This is a genomic window from Marinimicrobium hydrolyticum (assembly GCF_030848505.1).
Classification (GTDB): Bacteria; Pseudomonadota; Gammaproteobacteria; order Pseudomonadales; family Cellvibrionaceae; genus JAVDDU01.
The window spans coordinates 602,206-619,150 of sequence record NZ_JAVDDU010000001.1; the positions used below are offsets into that span (position 1 = coordinate 602,206).

Genomic DNA, 16,945 nt, shown 5'->3' on the forward strand with positions numbered 1-16,945 from the left:
ATACACTAATGGCTTTATGGGAATGGCTACTGGATCTCGCGGATAGAGACATGCTGTGGATAGTGCACGCGTTCGGAGTGGTGTGCTTTACTCTCGTGGCCGCTATTGTGGCCTCCAAGGTGGTGGTTCGCATCGCGCGAAAAGCAGAAGACACTAATGGTCTTTGGTTTGCGTTGGTGCTTAAAGCTTTACAACCGCCACTCAAATGGCTGATCTGGCTCGTGGGCCTGAGTTGGGCAAGTTACCTCACGCACCGGGGTGCTCAGTTGGAGCTCCTGGAAGCGGTTCACCTGGTTCGCCAAGTGGGTGTGTTTGTCCTGGTGGCCTGGTTTTTGGTACGCCTCGTGGGTTTGGGGGAGCAGGAGTTTTTAGCGCCCCATCGAGGTGAACCCTCAGACCCGACAACGGTGCTGGCCGTCGGCAAGCTACTCCGTATCGCCGTGGTCATTACCGCTGGACTGGTGCTATTGCAAACACTGGGTTATAGCGTTGCGGGTGTGCTGGCCTTTGGCGGGGTAGGGGGGCTGGCGGTAGGGTTTGCCGCACGAGACTTGCTCGCTAACTTTTTTGGTGGGCTGATGATCTACATGGATCGACCGTTTGCCGTGGGAGAGTGGATCCGCTCGCCAGACCGGGAAATCGAAGGCACCGTGGAAGACATCGGCTGGCGTTTGACCCGAATCCGCACGTTTGACCGTCGGCCGCTCTACGTGCCCAACTCCATATTTACGCAGGTAGCGGTAGAGAACCCGTCGCGTATGGAGCATCGTCGTATTTATGAAACCATAGGTATCCGCTATGCCGACGCGGACAAAATGGCGCCGATCGTAGCCGACGTCAAGGCCATGTTGCTGGAGCATCCGGACATAGAAACCGAAGAGCGGGTCTTGATCGTGAACTTTGTGACGTTCAACACCAGCTCACTGGATTTCTTCGTGTACACCTTTACCAAGACCCGAGACTGGGTTGACTACCATGAGATCAAGCAGGATGTCCTGCTGCGTATCATGGCTATCATTCAAGGGCACGGAGCCAGCGTCGCATTCCCCACTTCCACTTTGCACCTGGCTGATCCCATTACTCTGGCTCGGGAGGCGTCTGCGCCGGCAGTGTCTCACGAAGGCAAGGACTTCCCCCGTGGATAGTGCCCAGTGGATGATGCCCTTGCTGGCTAAAGGCGTACGCTGCCTGTTCAGTGAAGCCGAAGTGCACGAGGCTTTGCAGCGCATGGCGGGAAAGATTAACGCCAGTTTCTCTGCGACAGAGCCGGTACTGGTGCTTGGGGTGATGAACGGTGCCCTGGTGACCCTGGGGCAGCTGCTGCCCCAGCTTCAGTTTCCACTGCAATTGGATTACGTCCACGCCACCCGGTATAACCAGGGGGAGGCAGGAGGCTCCTTGGAATGGCGACGCCATCCCCAAGAGGCGCTTGATGGTCGTCAGGTGCTGATTGTGGATGATATTCTGGATCGGGGTATAACTCTGGCCGCGATTGTTGATTACTGTCAGCGAGCGGGCGCCGCCGAGGTAAAAACCGCTGTGTTAGCACGTAAAACATTGCCTTCGGCGCCAGTGGTGGAGGCCGATTTTGTGGCCCTGCGAGTGCCGGATGAGTATGTGTTTGGGTTCGGCATGGATTACCGAGGCTTGTGGCGTAATCTGTCTGGTATTTACGCTCTGCCGCCGGGAGGTTGAGTGTGCAAGCAGCTGGCGTGACTTGTGCGGTAATCGGAGGTTCCGGCCTGGAGCAGCTGCCAGAGGTGGAGGTCGTGTCTCGACACTCTGACGCGACCCCTTACGGAGAGACCTCGGACGACATTCTTCTGGTGCGGCTCGCCGGGCAAAACGTCGCGTTTTTGCCGCGTCACGGGCGTGATCATCGCTTAGCGCCTCACGAAATCAACTACCGGGCTAATCTTTGGGCTCTGTCCCAGTTGGGCGTTAAACAGGTTTTGGCGGTCAATGCGGTCGGTGGTTTGGCGCCTACACTGAATCCCGGAAAAATCGCCGTGCCGGATCAATTGATCGACTACACCTGGGGTCGGAAGCACACCTTCAACCTACGCGACAACGGCATATTGCAGCACATCGATTTCACCCACCCTTACAGCCCATCATTGCGATCGCACCTGCTTCAGACGCTGGAGAAAATGGGCGTGGCTCATAACCCGATGGGAGTTTACGCTTGCACCCAAGGCCCGCGTCTGGAAACCGCCGCAGAGGTGCGTCGGCTGGTGCGAGATGGTGTGGATATGGTGGGCATGACGGGAATGCCGGAAGCGGCTTTGGCCCGGGAGCTGGCTATGGAATACGCCTCCGTGTGCTTGTGCGTAAATTGGGCCGCAGGTTTAGAGGCTGAGCCCCTAAATCTACCGCAAATCTACCAAACGTTGGAGGCCGGGATGGAAACAGTCCGAGACGTTTTGGTGGCCGCGCTGCGTAATATGCCCTTGCGCTATAACGAAAACGGCTAAGAGTGTCGCAAAAACAGCAAGTCAGGCTGGACATTGGGGCTTATATGTCTTAAAACAGCAGCGCGTCTGGCGTAAAAGCTCCAACTGATGGGGTTTTTGAAACGGGCTTCTTGGGGGAGCTTTGCCAGACCCAGTGAGAATTGAGCCAGCTTGTCACTGACGATACAGTGGGTTCACAGTAGAACGTTCAATAAGAATAATGGGGTATATCAGTATGTCTGAGCGCCAGTCAGGTACCGTTAAATGGTTTAACAACGCTCGTGGCTACGGCTTCATCACTCGTGGTGAGGGCAGTGCCGATGTGTTTGTTCATTACCGTAACATTCGCGGCGAAGGCTTCCGCTCCCTGAGTGAAGGGCAGAGTGTGGAGTTTGGAATCCTCGAAGGTGAAAAAGGTTTGCAGGCAGAAGACGTAGTGTCTTTAAATGAAGCCGTGATGACTGCAAACGAAGAACCGGAAGCCGTAGCGCACTAACCGCTGGTCAAAAAACGACGGCCGCTTGGCTCTGTGTAACTCATGCCTGGCACGATGTTTTCAATAGCCGTACAGCAGCGCAAGCGGCAAAATCTCTGCATCCCTTCAAGGCGGCCGACTGCTTAGCGGGCCGCTTCGGGTCGATCATAGGGCGTTATCCGGATCAGCAGTCCCATTAAAGGGTGATCCAGGTAATGCAACTCTTCACTGCGCATACGCCGTTGTTGATCCATGGTTACGATGCGAGTGGGCAAGTAGGGTTCTCGCAAAAACTCTGGCAAGCTGGCGTCATTGAGCAGCGCTAGGCCCCAGGCATTGTTGTCTCGCGTGTTAAAGGGAGAGGCGAGTCCGGAATTGACTACGGATGGCACCTCGGCCACCCGCTGACCGGGTCGATTGGGTAGCTGCGGCCAGCTGCCCGGCGCCTGCCCGGTATTGGGTTCAAAGCGCGTCAGCCACAGGTTCGTGTTCAAGTGCAGATAACGCGACAAGGTCAGTCGAATGCTGCCTTCCAGCTCGTAATGACTCCCGTAGATATCGCCACCGGCAATGATTAAGGCGGGAGTCTCCCGGTTGGCCGTAAACGGCTGACGCCAAGCCTCGTGAAATAATACTCGATGTCCCCCTTGGCGGCGCAGGGCGTTGGCATGGCGGTTTAACTGGCGCTCAGCGCTGGGCAGCTGGTAATAAGGGTCGCGTTGCAGGTCAGGCAATGTGACGCTGTCCGTCAAAGGATCCCGGATTGAGCGGGTGTCGCCCCAGCGTGAAGAGCCGCGTTGTGGCGGCTGAGGGTCTTCCGGGTCGCGTAGCTCTACCCAATTGAACGGGTAGTTCAATGTGAGGTTGCGTGGCCAGTTTTCCTCTCCCGAGTCGCCGCTGCCACGGGCGAACACGATCACTTCAATCTGAAACCAGCGCGCTTCTTCGCTGCTGTGACCGATGTGGCTGAAAAGCAGCAGCGGCAGCATGGCGAACAGGCTGATCAGTGCACGCCGCGCTGGGCGATTGAAACAAAACTGTATCATGGGGCGGTGGTTTCCTTTGGTGTAAGCACGTCCAGCAAGTCGGTAACGGCTGTCAGGCGAGTTTCAGTGTCGTCCATATCCTGCTTGAATTTTAGCTGATTCGCACCTGCCAATTGATAAATCTGCGGGTGAGTTTGCACCAGTTTCACTATTGTCATAGGGTCGACCCGCGTTCCCTCGGAAAATTCAATGCGGCCAGCGTTGCTGCCGGCTTCCAGCTTGTCTACGCCGATGGCTTGAGCCTTGAGCTTGAGGCGAGTGACTCGGAACAAATTTTTGGCCGGTTCGGGCAATAGCCCGAACCGATCGATCATTTCCACTTGCAGCTCCCGCAAATCCTCGTCGGATTCGGCGTTGGCGAGCCGTTTGTAGAGTACCAGGCGGGTGTGCACATCGGGCAAATAATCGTTGGGAATCAGGGCCGGAATGCGCAGATTGATGTCTACCGCACTTTCCAGGGGAGCGTTGATGTCCGGCTCCTTGCCCTGGCGAATGGCCTTGATGGCCCGGTCGAGCATATCCATATAAAGAGAGAAACCGAGGGTATGCATTTGCCCGCTTTGTTCTTCCCCCAGCAATTCCCCCGCACCGCGAATTTCCATATCGTGCGTCGCCAGGGTAAAACCAGCACCCAGGTCGTGAGCTGCAGCAATTGCTTCCAGGCGCTTAATGGCATCGCCGGTCATGGCGCGGCGTTCGGGCGTCAGTAGATAGGCGTATGCTTGGTGGTGGGAGCGGCCCACGCGACCCCGCAGCTGGTGCAGCTGTGCCAGCCCGAACTTATCCGCCCGATGAATGACGATAGTGTTGGCGCTGGGTATGTCGATACCGGTTTCGATGATGGTGGTACACACCATAATATTGAAGCGCTTGTGGTAGAAGTCCGACATGACCCGCTCCAGGTCCCGCTCACGCATCTGCCCGTGGCCAATCCCGACTCGGGCTTCAGGCACCAGCTCGCTGAGCTCCCGGGCCACGCGCTCGATGTTTTTGACTTCGTTGTACAGATAGTACACCTGACCGCCACGCAGAATTTCCCGAAGTATGGCTTCTTTTATTACCGCCTGATCGTATTGCCGCACAAACGTTTTAACGGACAGGCGGCGGGCGGGCGGGGTGGCAATGATCGAAAGATCGCGAATGCCCGCCATGGACAAATTGAGAGTCCGCGGGATGGGAGTCGCGGTCAGCGTCAGTATGTCGATCTCGGCTCGCAAGGCCTTCAACTGCTCTTTTTGCCTAACCCCGAAGCGGTGTTCCTCGTCAATCACCAGCAGCCCGAGATTTTTGTACTTAATGTCTTTGCTCAGCAGCTTGTGGGTGCCCACAATGATATCCACTTTGCCTTCCGCCAAGCGCTGCTGCACAGCCTCAACTTCTTTTGGGGTACGAAAGCGCGACAGAACTTCGATGGTGATGGGCCAATCGGCAAACCGATCCTTGAAGGATTCGTAGTGTTGCTGGGCGAGTAGGGTGGTGGGGGCCAGTACGGCCACCTGTTTACCACTGTGGCTGGCGATAAAGGCTGCGCGCATGGCCACTTCGGTTTTGCCGAAACCCACGTCTCCGCACACCAAACGGTCCATGGGTTGTGGTGCCAGCATGTCCGCGCGTACCGCTTCGATGGTGCGCTCTTGATCGGGTGTTTCTTCAAAAGGGAAGCCGGCGGCAAAGCTGTCGTAGGCGCTTTTCGGATCCTCAAAGGCGAAGCCCTTGCGGGCGGCACGCAGGGCGTAGATGTTCAGCAATTCCGCCGCCGTGTCTCGGATCTGTTCAGCGGCTTTGCGCTTGGCTTTTTGCCATTGTTCGCTGCCCAGGCGGTGCAGCGGTGCCAACTCTTCCTCGGCACCACCGTATCGGCTGATCAGATGCAGGTTGGTAACGGGAACGTAAAGTTTCGCCCCTTCGGCGTATTCCAGAGTCAAAAATTCTGTGGTTTCGCCATCGATATCGATGGTTTCCAGGCCGCGGTAGCGGCCTACCCCGTGGTCTATATGGACCACAGGTGCGCCGAGTTTCAGTTCGGTCAGATTTTTGACCACCAGGTCTGTGTCCTGGGTCGCCTTGCGGCGGCGTTTTTGCTGAACTCGCTCCCCAAATAGCTGTGACTCCGATATCAGTGCCAACCCGGCTTCCGGCAGCATCAGTCCCTGCTCTAGGGGGGCAATCAGCAGTGCCAGTCGGTCCGACCCGGTTACGAAGTCTTGCCAGTTCTCTACCAGGGTTGGGTTGACGCGGATGCGGCCCAAAAGCTCCAGCAGGCTTTCCCGTCGGCCGGCGGAGTCTGCGCAGAACAGAACGCGCCCCTCAAACTCCAGAAGAAAGCTTTCCAGCGCTGTTAGCGGATGTTCCGCTTGCGCGCGCACTGGCAGTTGTGGCGGTGGCTCAGTCGCGAAATTGTGGCGTCCCGCTCCGGTCTCCAAAGGCTCCGACTGAATAAAGGTTCGGCAATGACTTTTAAGCTGAGCAAAAAGGTCGTCAGGGGTCAGATAGATGGAGCGGGGGGGGAGCAATGGCCTCTGCGGGTCCACGCGCCGGCTTTGGTAGCGGTTTTCCAACTCATTCCAGAAGTGAGTCGCGGCATTACTGAGCTCGCCAAGAGCATACACCTGGGTTTGCTCGGGCAAATAGTCAAAAAGCGTACTGGTGGCTTCAAAGAAGAGTGGTAGGTAGTACTCCACTCCGGGCGGCGCAATGCCCGCGCACACGTCCTGATAAACAGGGCAGGCGCGGTGGTCGACGTCGAATTGCTCATGCCAGTGTTGGCGAAAGCGATTGATGCCGGCTTTGTCCAGAGGAAATTCCCGGGCGGGCAGCAGTTGGATGGAATCCACTTGCTCCAGGGTGAGCTGGGTTTCCGGGTCGAAGGTGCGCAGGGTTTCCACTTCGTCATCAAAAAGGTCGATGCGATAGGGGTGGGCGCTGCCCATGGGGAAAATGTCCATTAGCGCGCCACGCACCGCGAACTCGCCATGCTCATAGACGGTGTTAACGCAATGGTAGCCAGCTTTCTCCAGCGTGCGCCGCATGGCCTCCATGTCCAATTGCTCGCCGGGAGAAAGCATTAAACTGTTGCCGATTAAATAGTCCTGAGGCATGAGTCGCTGCAGGATGCTGTTTACCGGTACGACGAGTATGCCTCGCTGTGTTCGGGGCAGCCGGTACAGGGTGTTGAGGCGTTCGGAGATAATGTCCTGGTGGGGAGAGATACTGTCGTAGGGGAGCGTCTCCCAATCCGCCAGGTGCAGCACTGGCAGGCCCGGATCATCGGCGGAGAAAAAGCGCAGTTCGCTCTCCAGTCGCAGGGCGCCGCTGGTATCTGGGGTAATTACCAGGCTCAGGCCATCATAGGCACGTGCTGCGCTGACAATTGCCAGGGCTTGCGCGGCACCGTGCAGTTGTCCCCAATGCTGGCGGTTGCCGGGGCGGGTGGAGACGGGCGGTTGCGTGGGCTGGTGAGCAGTCATGGTTCTCCGCTATCGCGCAAAAAAGCGCTCATTGTAACCGACTATGAGTGAGCCGTGGGCGGCGGGTTGGAGCTGAATGGTTTGGAATGGATACCCTGCCTTGTGAGACACGCTGTGGATACATCCATGTACGCTCCGCGTCGGCTTCCTGCCTCCGAGGGTCTCACAAGGCAGGGTATCCATTCCTTCCATCTTGGTGGATTGCGACTGCATTTTTGGGTGTTTAGAGTGCCTTCTTGTGCACTCCTCGACGGCCTTCCTGTCTTGGAGGGGCCTCAAAACGCCGGGGATCCATTTCTTTCTACTTTGGTAGGAATTTTTTGGGGCGTTGTAGGTACTCCCTGTTGCTCCTTGTAGACCCGCACCCTCTGTGGATCCTGTGGATCCCAAAACGCAGGGCATCCTTTCCGTCCGCCGCGACAGCGAATTGTTAAAAAAACCGCCGTTTGGACTGGCCAGGAGTGGCCGCGATCTTTATAATTGCGGCGATTTTCTGATTGGCCTGCAACTTGTTCACTACAAATCGGAGCGCGGCAACCTGTGTGCGCACCGAAGTGCAGCTAACTGCATCGGTAGTGGCATCTGGGGCTTCGGGGTAAGTGCAAGGAACACCCGGAGAAACCGGTGTTTTTGAGCCCGCCCTACGGAGAGCGTTTGCGGCACTTCTGTCTTTTCCAGTACTGACCAGTTTTCATCCCGCTACTGGGCAGCGTTAAGGCAACCGGGTGTCCGTTCGGCACTCCTCTTCAATTGGCTCTGGCGGCAGCTAGAGCTCAAGACTATCCAACGAGTGATTAGGCAGAGACGTATGATAAAGATCCGTCGGGGATTGGATTTACCTATATCCGGTGCTCCCGAGCAGACCATCCAGAAGGGTCCCAGAATCCGCTCTGTGGCAGTGATTGGCTTCGATTATCATGGAATGAAGCCAACCATGGCCGTACAGGTGGGGGATAAGGTCAAGCTTGGGCAGTTGTTGTTCACAGATAAGAAGACCGAGGGTATTCGCTATACCGCACCCGCAGCAGGTACCGTATCCGCCATTAACCGTGGCGAACGCCGGGTGTTGCAGTCGGTTGTGATCGACGTGGACGGCAGCAACGATGCGGAAACCTTTGCATCGTACGCGGATGTCGACTTGAACACTGTGAGCGCCGACGCGGCCCGTGATCTGCTCAACGAGTCTGGTTTGTGGACCGCTCTGCGCACTCGCCCGTACAGCAAGGTACCGGCGCTCGATAGCACACCGAATTCCATCTTCGTCACTGCCATGGATACCAATCCTCTGGCTGCCGACCCCGCCGTGGTCATCGCCGATCAAGCCAAAGCGTTTACTCAGGGTTTGAAAGTCCTGACTCGCCTGACTAAGGGTAAAGTTTACCTGTGTAAAGCCGCTGGCGCCGACATCCCAACTCTGGAGAGCGATCAGGTTAGCGTGCACGAGTTCGGTGGTGTGCATCCAGCCGGTAACGCTGGCACACATATTCACCACCTCGATCCAGTAAGCGTTAGTAAAACCGTATGGACTATTGGTTATCAGGATGTCATCGCTTACGGGAAACTCTTTACTACTGGTGAACTCTACACAGACCGCGTGGTGTCTTTGGCCGGTCCGCAGGTGGAAGCTCCTACTTTGGTGCGCACACGTTTGGGTGCCAACCTTGAAGAACTGACCGCTGGCGCTCTGAAGCCTGCCGACAACCGCCTCATTTCCGGCTCCGTCTTTGGTGGCCGTACCGCGAACGGCCCGCTGGCTTACTTGGGCCGCTATCACCAGCAAGTCAGTGTTTTGGAAGAGGGCACTGAACGCCCCATGTTCCATTACTTGCGCGCTGGGTTCAATTTCTTCTCTGTCATGAGTATTTACATTTCCAAGCTGTTTAAAAACAAAAAGTACGGTTTCACCACCACTACTTTCGGCAGCGAAAGGGCCATGGTGCCCGTGGGTAGCTATGAAAAAGTGATGCCCCTGGACATTCTGCCTACGCAACTGCTGCGCTCTTTGATTGTCGGCGATACCGAGGTTGCGCAACAGCTTGGTTGTTTGGAACTCGACGAAGAGGACTTGGCACTGTGCACGTTTGTTTGCCCCGGCAAATACGAGTATGGCCCGATTCTCCGTGACAATCTCACCCGTATTGAGAAGGAGGGTTAAGCCATGAGACCTCTGAGAAATTTCCTCGATAAAATCGAGCCCGACTTTCACAAGGGTGGTAAGTGGGAAAAGTGGTATTCACTCTATGAAGCGGTAGATACGGTCTTCTATCGCCCCGCGGATGTCACCAAAACCACCGCTCACGTTCGCGACGGTATAGACCTCAAGCGGATCATGATCACCGTTTGGTTGTGCACTTTCCCCGCGATGCTCTACGGCATGTACAACTTGGGCTTCCAGGCCAATGCGGCCATGGCTGAGTTGGGTATAGCCGCCGTGGAAGGCTGGCGTGGCAGCTTTATCGAAATGTTTGCCGGTTATGATCCCAACAGCGTTTGGGACTCTTTCTGGCACGGCGCTGCTTATTTCTTACCGATTTACTTTGTCGTATTCGTTGTGGGTGGCTTCTGGGAAGTGCTTTTTGCCACCGTGCGCGGCCACGAAGTCAACGAAGGGTTCTTCGTTACCTCGGTGCTGTTCGCCCTGATTTGTCCGCCAGACCTGCCTCTGTGGCAAGCGGCGCTGGGTATCAGCTTCGGCGTTGTAGTGGGTAAAGAGATCTTTGGTGGCACCGGCAAAAACTTCCTTAACCCGGCACTTACCGGGCGGGCGTTTCTGTTCTTCGCCTATCCTGCCTACATCTCTGGTGACGAAGTGTGGACCGCTGTAGACGGCTATTCTGGTGCCACAGCCTTGTCAGTAGCCTTCACCGACGGTATGGCCGGTCTGCAAAATCAAATGACTTGGTTCGATGCCTTCTTCGGTAGCATCCAGGGCTCCATTGGTGAAACTTCGACACTGGCCATTCTGATGGGTGGCGCCGTGTTGCTGATCATGGGCATTGCATCCTGGCGCATCGTCGGCGGCGTTATGCTCGGCATGATTGCTACAGCGTTGCTGTTCAATGTCATCGGCTCGGACACGAATCCCATGTTTGCCATGCCCTGGTACTGGCATTTGGTTGTGGGTGGTTTTGCTTTCGGCATGATATTCATGGCGACTGACCCGGTATCGGCCGCCATGACGAACGCCGGCAAGTGGTGGTTTGGCATATTGATCGGTTTTATGGTGGTCATTATTCGAGTGGTAAACCCCGCTTTCCCGGAGGGCATGATGTTGGCGATTCTGTTTGCCAACCTGTTTGCGCCCTTGATTGACCATGGTGTTGTGCAGGCGAATATTAAGCGGAGGTTGGCACGTGGCTAGTAAAGATACGGTTAAAAAGACCATCACAGTTACCATACTGTTGTGTTTGGTCTGCTCTGTAGTTGTATCCGCCACTGCGGTGCTTCTGCGTCCCATGCAGATTGCCAACCAGGAGTTGGACGTTAAACGCAATATTCTCGCAGCCGTGGGCTTATTGGATGCTCAGCGTGGCATTGAGGAAATCTTTCAAGAGCGCGTCGTTAGCCGGGTGGTAGATCTACGCACTGGCGAGTACACCGATGCGATTACGGTAGAGGAGTACAACCAAAGCCGCATCGCCAGAGACCGTGCAACCTCGACTGGGCTGAGCCGGGCTGAGGATGTGGCGGGTATTCAGCGGCGCGAAAATTACGCCATTGTGTATCTGGTAGAAGACCTGGATGGTGAAGTCGAAGCCATTGTTCTACCGGTTCGCGGTTACGGCCTCTGGTCCACCATGTGGGGCTTCCTCGCGCTGGATGCTGACGCCAGTACAGTGCGCGGGTTGAGCTTTTTCGAGCATGGTGAGACACCGGGTCTCGGTGGCGAAATTGAAAATCCTCGCTGGCAAGCTCGCTGGGAAGGCAAGCAAGTCTATGATGATCAAGGTGAAGTCGCTATCAGCGTAATTAAAGGCAGTGTGGACCCTGACGCTCCCGGCGCTCAGCACCGGGTGGATGGCTTATCCGGTGCCACTTTGACGGCTCGGGGTGTGCATAACATGATGCAGTTCTGGCTTGGCGAACGAGGCTTCAAGCCTTATTTGATGAGTCGGAAAGAGGAGGCTTAAGCCATGAAGACTAAAGAGCTTTTGATAACACCGATTTTCAAGAATAACCCCATTGCCTTGCAGGTGCTGGGTGTTTGCTCGGCGTTGGCGGTAACCGTCAACCTGGCCGTTACTCTGGTGATGTGTGCTGCGGTAATTGCCGTAGCGGCGTTCTCCAACCTGTTTGTGTCCATGGTTCGGGAGCACATCCCGTCCAATATCCGCATTATTGTGCAGATGACTATCATCGCCTCATTGGTAATTGTGGTGGACCAAGTGCTTAAAGCTGTCGCCTATGACATGAGCCGTCAGTTGTCGGTATTTGTTGCACTGATTATCACCAACTGCATCATCATGGGCCGGGCGGAAGCCTTCGCCATGAACAACAAGCCCATTCCGAGCTTGTTGGATGGTATCGGCAACGGTTTGGGTTACAGCGTGGTGTTGGTTGCGGTAGCGACTTTCCGGGAGCTTTTGGGATCGGGTACTTTGTTGAACTACACGATTTTGCGCCCGGTAACCGAGGGTGGCTGGTATGAGCCCAATGGCTTGTTCATCTTGCCGCCCAGTGCCTTCTTTTTGATCGGCTTCTTTATCTGGGGTCTGCGCGTCTGGAAAAAAGAGCAGGTAGAAGAGCCGGACTTCAAGATTGCCCCCAACACTAAACCCCAGGAGGCCTAATAATGGAGCATTACTTAAGCATATTTATTAGCACCATATTCGTAGAGAATATGGCGCTGGCCTACTTCCTGGGGATGTGTACCTTTTTGGCTATCTCCAAAAAGATTGGTGCAGCTTTTGGCTTGGGCGTTGCCGTTATTGTGGTACAGATCATTACCGTTCCGGTAAACAATCTGTTGTTTACCCATGTGCTGTCTGAGGGTGCGCTGGCTTGGGCCGGTCTGCCGGATGTGGACTTGAGCTTCCTGGGGTTGGTGACCTATATCGGTGTTATTGCCGCGTTGGTACAGATTCTGGAAATGGTGCTGGATAAGTTTGTACCCAAACTCTATAGCGCTTTGGGCGTGTTCCTGCCTTTGATTACCGTGAACTGCGCCATTCTGGGTAGCACCATGTTTATGGTCGAGCGCAGCTATACCTTTAACGAAAGTCTCGCCTTCGGCGCCGGCTCGGGTGTGGGCTGGGCGTTGGCCATTACGGCATTGGCGGGCATCCGCGAGAAGATGAAATACAGCGATGTGCCCGAAGGGCTGCGTGGTTTGGGTATCACCTTCATCACTGTCGGTCTTATGTCACTTGGCTTCATGTCCTTTGGCGGCATTGACCTGTAATCAGCGAGGTAGGTTTAGATGAATTTGGAAATTATCCTAGGCGTCGTCATGTTCACAGCCATTGTGCTGGTGCTGGTGGCGGTAATTCTGAGCGCACGGTCGAAGCTGGTTAGCAGCGGTGACGTGAAAATTGAAATCAACGGTGAGAAGACGCTGACAGTGCCGGCCGGTGGCAAGCTGCTGCAGAGCCTGTCCAGTGCTGGTTTGTTCCTGCCGTCGGCTTGTGGCGGTGGCGGTACCTGCGCCCAGTGTAAGTGTGTGGTGGAGTCCGGTGGCGGCGCCATGTTGCCCACCGAGGAGTCTCACTTCACCAAGCGCGAAGCTCGCGAAGGCTGGCGCCTCTCCTGCCAGACTCCGGTCAAGCAGGATATGGTCATTGAAGTACCCGAAGATGTGTTCGGCGTAAAACAATGGACTTGCACGGTAGAGAGCAATCCCAATGTGGCCACGTTTATTAAAGAGCTGACGCTGCGTTTGCCCGAAGGTGAAAACGTGGATTTCCGGGCGGGCGGTTACGTCCAGCTGGAATGTCCTCCGCATCACGTGAAGTTCAAAGATTTCGACATTGAAGAGCAATTCCGTGGCGATTGGGAGCGGTTCGGGTTCTTTAACCTTGAGTCCAAGGTCACCGAGACAACTCAACGCGCTTACTCCATGGCCAACTATCCGGAAGAGAAAGGTCTGGTGAAGTTCAATATTCGTATTGCGACTCCACCTCCGGGAAGCAAGGGCATTCCCCCCGGCATAATGTCGTCCTATGTCTTTAACCTAAAGCCTGGAGATACCATTGAAGTGTTTGGTCCCTTTGGTGAGTTTTTTGCCAAAGATACGGACAACGAAATGGTGTTTGTCGGTGGTGGTGCCGGTATGGCGCCCATGCGTTCGCACATTTTCGATCAGCTGTTGAGACTCAATACTGACCGGAAAATGACCTTTTGGTATGGGGCGCGTTCGCTGAAAGAGCTCTTTTACAAAGAAGAGTACGATAAGCTGGCGGCCGAACACGATAACTTTGAGTGGCACGTGGCACTGTCAGATCCGCAGCCCGAAGATAACTGGGAAGGACCTACCGGTTTCATTCACAACGTCATGTATGAAATGTATTTGAAGGACCATCCGGCACCGGAAGACTGCGAATTCTACATGTGTGGTCCGCCGATGATGAATGCGGCAGTTGTCAAGCTACTCAAAGACTTGGGTGTTGAAGACGAAAACATCATGCTGGATGACTTTGGTGGTTAAACTGTCCACTTGGATGATAGAAAAGAAAACGAGGCTGGCACTGCTAGCCTCGTTTTTGTTTTTATGCGTCGCCCTCGTCGGTTGCCAACAGCGCGAAGTGCGCGACCATGTGCGGTTGGCAGGTCACACAATGGGGACCCATTACAACATCACCTTGGTGGCCAACGAAGGGGAGTCCCTGAATGTGGACTCTGAAGCCCTGCAAGCGGCGGTTGATGCCGAATTTCGTTATCTCAATCAGGTGTTTTCCACCTACATCCCCGATTCCGAATTGATGCAGTTGAGCCAGGCTGAGGTCGGCGAGTGGCAAAAAGTTTCCGATCCGTTGATGCAGGTCCTGCAAATCAGTCAAACGATTAGTGAGCGCAGTGACGGCGCTTTCGACATCACCATTATGCCCCTGGTTAGGCTTTGGGGGTTCGGCCCTGCCCCTGAGCCCGATCAAATTCCCAGTGCGGAGGAAGTGGCTTCGCTGCGCGAGCGAGTCGGATACCAGAAGCTGGAGTTGCAGGACGGACAGGCGCGCCGGCTGGCGGATGTCACCCTGGATATGGGCGGTGTTGCTAAGGGCTACGGCGCCGACTGGATGCTAGCGTTCCTGGAACAGCAGGGGTTCGATAATATCCTGGTGGAAATTGGCGGAGATCTCTCGGTACGAGGGGAGAGCCCTAGAGGAGATCCCTGGCGCCTGGCCATTGAACAGCCCAGTATGCTGCAGGGTGAGGTCCGCTTGGTGGTACCGCTGGTTGACCAAGGTATGGTCACGTCGGGGGAATACCGCAATTTCTATGAGATCGATGGCGAGCGGTTCTCCCACACCATAGATCCAAGCACCGGTTATCCGGTTAGACACAAATTGGTTTCAGTATCGGTGATCGCCCAGACGGCAGCCGAGGCGGACGCTTGGGCCACGGCGATCAGTGTTTTGGGTGAAGATCGTGGCATGGCATTGGCAGAGCAGGAACAATTACCCGTCTATATGATTCTAATTGAGGATGAGGGTTTCTCTGACCGTCATTCGAGCGCGTTTAAACCTTATTTGTACGATCAAAAGCACTAGGAAATGATAACCTGGGTTTAAAGATCTTGGTAGGCATGGAGCCGGAGGAGAAAGGGCCGGGCGGTTTCATCATCCAGCTAATCTTTCTTGATAATTCAGTGGGTAAAAAGCTCTTCGGGAGACTGCTATCGTGGCTATGTTGTTAGTGACTTTGTTGGTAATGCTGCTGGTGGTGACAGCCATGTCGGTGGGTGTCATTTTTGGGCGTAAGCCGATAGCGGGTTCTTGCGGTGGCGTAGGCAAGGCGCTCGACGAAGAAGATTATGTCTGTGAGCTGTGCGGCAACGACGAAAACAAGTGCAGCGAGATTAATGCCGAGGCCGCCGCTCCGGAGGTTAAGCAAGATCTGAGTTATGAGGTGGGCGCCGAGCCCGATTCAACTAGCAGAAGGAGTTAGACACGCGTGGCGGATCACACCTACGATGTGCTGGTTATCGGTTCTGGACCAGCAGGTGAAAGTGCGGCGATAGCAGCGGTTAAGGCCGGAAAAAAAGTGGCTGTAGTGGAACGCCGCCCTCTGGTGGGCGGCAACTGTGCACACAAAGGCACCATACCTTCCAAGGCGCTTCGTCATGCGGTGAAGCAAATTATTCGCTTCAACAGTAGCACCCTGTTTCGTGACTTGGGCGATACACGTTGGTTGTCTTATCCGCGAGTGTTGCAAAGTGCTTCCAAGGTCATCCCCAAACAGGTGGATTTGCACACCGAAAACCTGATTCGCCATAGGGTCACTTTGCATACGGGCGCAGCGTCTTTTTTGGATTCGCACACCGTAAGCGTGTCGATGGAAGACGGCCGCCGCGAAACCATTAGCGCCGAATACATTGTTTTGGCCACCGGCTCCCGACCCTACCGACCGGACGATGTTGATTTCACCCATCCGCGCGTTTACGACAGCGATACCATTTTGGATATGCGTCACACGCCCCGTCATATGATTATTTATGGTGCCGGGGTCATTGGCTGTGAGTACGCTTCTATTTTCTCCGGCTTGGGTATCCATATTGATTTGATCAACAACCGGGATCGACTGCTGTCGTTCTTGGATGATGAGATTTCTGATGCTCTCAGTTATCACCTGCGGGATAACGGCGTTACGGTTCGGCACAGCGAGGAATATTCCCGAATAGAGGCCGGAGATCACAGTGTGACGCTACACCTGCAATCCGGCAAGCGCCTCAAGGCCGACGCAATTCTTTGGTGCAACGGTCGCAGCGGTAATACCGACCGTCTTAATCTGGAAGCTGCCGGTTTGGAAGCGGACGGGCGTGGTAACCTGAAGGTCACACAGGACTATCGCACCGGGGTAGATAATATTTTTGCGGTTGGAGATGTGGTGGGCTGGCCGAGTCTCGCCAGTGCGTCTTACGATCAGGGCCGTGCTGTGGCGGCGGTGATTACGAATCAACCCAGCAAACCGGTGACCGGCGTGCCTACGGGTATCTATACGTTGCCAGAAATCAGCTCCATAGGGAAAACGGAAACGGAGCTGACCGCCGCTAAAGTACCTTACGAGGTGGGTCGCGCGTTGTTTAAGAATACGGCGCGCGGGCAGATTAGCGGTGAAGACGTAGGCATGTTGAAGCTGCTATTCCATGCGGAAACTTTGGAGCTTTTGGGAGTGCACTGCTTTGGCGCCCAGGCCGCGGAGATTATTCACATTGGCCAGGCGATTATGAGTCAGAACGGGGAGGGCAATACCATCCAGTACTTCCTGGATACCACGTTCAATTATCCCACCATGGCCGAAGCCTATCGGCTTGCGGCGTTGGATGGAATAAGTCGTATCAATCGCCGGTAG

15 protein-coding genes are annotated in these 16,945 nt (G+C 55.2%); 13 read left to right on the top strand and 2 right to left on the bottom strand.

The window, feature by feature from the left end:
• Nucleotides 1-8 precede the first annotated feature (8 nt).
• The 4 genes from RBH33_RS02685 (at nt 9) to RBH33_RS02700 (ending at nt 2,949) form a co-directional block, all read left to right on the top strand.
• Nucleotides 9-1,145, top strand: coding sequence for a mechanosensitive ion channel family protein (locus RBH33_RS02685; protein ID WP_306730576.1), 1,137 nt, complete (start codon nt 9-11; stop codon nt 1,143-1,145).
• Nucleotides 1,138-1,695 carry a hypoxanthine-guanine phosphoribosyltransferase gene (locus tag RBH33_RS02690; RefSeq protein ID WP_306730577.1) on the top strand — a complete coding sequence of 186 codons (558 nt, stop codon included), beginning with the start codon at nt 1,138-1,140 and terminating at the stop codon, nt 1,693-1,695. Before RBH33_RS02685 ends, RBH33_RS02690 begins: the two co-directional genes overlap by 8 nt.
• A 2-nt stretch (nt 1,696-1,697) precedes the next feature.
• Nucleotides 1,698-2,474 carry an S-methyl-5'-thioinosine phosphorylase gene (locus RBH33_RS02695; RefSeq protein WP_306730578.1) on the top strand — a complete coding sequence of 259 codons (777 nt, stop codon included), beginning with the start codon at nt 1,698-1,700 and terminating at the stop codon, nt 2,472-2,474.
• A 214-nt stretch (nt 2,475-2,688) separates the two neighbouring features.
• Nucleotides 2,689-2,949 carry a cold-shock protein gene (locus tag RBH33_RS02700; protein WP_306730579.1) on the top strand — a complete coding sequence of 87 codons (261 nt, stop codon included), beginning with the start codon at nt 2,689-2,691 and terminating at the stop codon, nt 2,947-2,949.
• Nucleotides 2,950-3,071: 122 nt separating this feature from the next.
• On the opposite strand, the gene RBH33_RS02705 is transcribed toward RBH33_RS02700, so the two are convergent.
• Both RBH33_RS02705 and mfd read right to left on the bottom strand, forming a co-directional pair.
• The gene (locus tag RBH33_RS02705) at nt 3,072-3,974 is read right to left on the bottom strand and encodes a CsiV family protein (protein WP_306730580.1); all 903 of its coding nucleotides are present in this window, start codon (nt 3,972-3,974) and stop codon (nt 3,072-3,074) included.
• Nucleotides 3,971-7,441, bottom strand: coding sequence for a transcription-repair coupling factor (gene mfd, locus RBH33_RS02710; RefSeq protein WP_306730581.1), 3,471 nt, complete (start codon nt 7,439-7,441; stop codon nt 3,971-3,973). The genes RBH33_RS02705 and mfd overlap by 4 nt, the downstream gene beginning before the upstream one ends.
• An 808-nt stretch (nt 7,442-8,249) precedes the next feature.
• On the opposite strand from mfd, the gene RBH33_RS02715 reads away from it, so the two are divergent.
• From RBH33_RS02715 to sthA, 9 genes are all read left to right on the top strand, one after another.
• Nucleotides 8,250-9,596, top strand: a complete 1,347-nt coding sequence (locus RBH33_RS02715) for a Na(+)-translocating NADH-quinone reductase subunit A (RefSeq protein WP_306730582.1) — start codon at nt 8,250-8,252, stop codon at nt 9,594-9,596.
• 3 nt (nt 9,597-9,599) lie between these two features.
• The gene (locus tag RBH33_RS02720) at nt 9,600-10,802 is read left to right on the top strand and encodes an NADH:ubiquinone reductase (Na(+)-transporting) subunit B (protein ID WP_306730583.1); all 1,203 of its coding nucleotides are present in this window, start codon (nt 9,600-9,602) and stop codon (nt 10,800-10,802) included.
• Nucleotides 10,795-11,571, top strand: a complete 777-nt coding sequence (locus RBH33_RS02725; RefSeq protein WP_306730584.1) for a Na(+)-translocating NADH-quinone reductase subunit C — start codon at nt 10,795-10,797, stop codon at nt 11,569-11,571. Before RBH33_RS02720 ends, RBH33_RS02725 begins: the two co-directional genes overlap by 8 nt.
• Nucleotides 11,572-11,574: 3 nt before the next feature.
• Nucleotides 11,575-12,231, top strand: coding sequence for an NADH:ubiquinone reductase (Na(+)-transporting) subunit D (locus tag RBH33_RS02730; RefSeq protein ID WP_306730585.1), 657 nt, complete (start codon nt 11,575-11,577; stop codon nt 12,229-12,231).
• Between the two features lie 2 nt (nt 12,232-12,233).
• Nucleotides 12,234-12,842: an NADH:ubiquinone reductase (Na(+)-transporting) subunit E gene (gene nqrE, locus RBH33_RS02735; RefSeq protein ID WP_306730586.1), complete on the top strand. Its 609-nt coding sequence runs from the start codon at nt 12,234-12,236 to the stop codon at nt 12,840-12,842.
• 18 nt (nt 12,843-12,860) lie between these two features.
• A complete protein-coding gene (gene nqrF / locus RBH33_RS02740) occupies nt 12,861-14,084 on the top strand; it encodes an NADH:ubiquinone reductase (Na(+)-transporting) subunit F (protein WP_306730587.1) in 1,224 nt (407 codons plus the stop codon).
• Nucleotides 14,077-15,144, top strand: a complete 1,068-nt coding sequence (locus RBH33_RS02745) for an FAD:protein FMN transferase (RefSeq protein ID WP_306730588.1) — start codon at nt 14,077-14,079, stop codon at nt 15,142-15,144. The genes nqrF and RBH33_RS02745 overlap by 8 nt, the downstream gene beginning before the upstream one ends.
• 136 nt (nt 15,145-15,280) lie before the next feature.
• Nucleotides 15,281-15,541, top strand: a complete 261-nt coding sequence (gene nqrM, locus RBH33_RS02750) for a (Na+)-NQR maturation NqrM (RefSeq protein ID WP_306730717.1) — start codon at nt 15,281-15,283, stop codon at nt 15,539-15,541.
• A gap of 6 nt (nt 15,542-15,547) precedes the next feature.
• Nucleotides 15,548-16,945 (top strand): Si-specific NAD(P)(+) transhydrogenase, encoded by a 1,398-nt coding sequence (gene sthA / locus RBH33_RS02755; RefSeq protein WP_306730589.1) that lies wholly within the window; start codon nt 15,548-15,550, stop codon nt 16,943-16,945.

What these genes read in the sequence shown, in the direction of transcription:
- RBH33_RS02715 (WP_306730582.1), top strand. Translation starts at nt 8,250, where the DNA reads ATGATAAAGATCCGTCGGGGATTGGATTTACCTATATCCGGTGCTCCC.
- mfd (WP_306730581.1), bottom strand. Translation starts at nt 7,441, where the DNA reads ATGACTGCTCACCAGCCCACGCAACCGCCCGTCTCCACCCGCCCCGGC.
- RBH33_RS02720 (WP_306730583.1), top strand. Translation starts at nt 9,600, where the DNA reads ATGAGACCTCTGAGAAATTTCCTCGATAAAATCGAGCCCGACTTTCAC.
- RBH33_RS02705 (WP_306730580.1), bottom strand. Translation starts at nt 3,974, where the DNA reads ATGATACAGTTTTGTTTCAATCGCCCAGCGCGGCGTGCACTGATCAGC.
- nqrE (WP_306730586.1), top strand. Translation starts at nt 12,234, where the DNA reads ATGGAGCATTACTTAAGCATATTTATTAGCACCATATTCGTAGAGAAT.
- RBH33_RS02700 (WP_306730579.1), top strand. Translation starts at nt 2,689, where the DNA reads ATGTCTGAGCGCCAGTCAGGTACCGTTAAATGGTTTAACAACGCTCGT.
- RBH33_RS02685 (WP_306730576.1), top strand. Translation starts at nt 9, where the DNA reads ATGGCTTTATGGGAATGGCTACTGGATCTCGCGGATAGAGACATGCTG.
- RBH33_RS02730 (WP_306730585.1), top strand. Translation starts at nt 11,575, where the DNA reads ATGAAGACTAAAGAGCTTTTGATAACACCGATTTTCAAGAATAACCCC.
- nqrF (WP_306730587.1), top strand. Translation starts at nt 12,861, where the DNA reads ATGAATTTGGAAATTATCCTAGGCGTCGTCATGTTCACAGCCATTGTG.
- nqrM (WP_306730717.1), top strand. Translation starts at nt 15,281, where the DNA reads ATGTTGTTAGTGACTTTGTTGGTAATGCTGCTGGTGGTGACAGCCATG.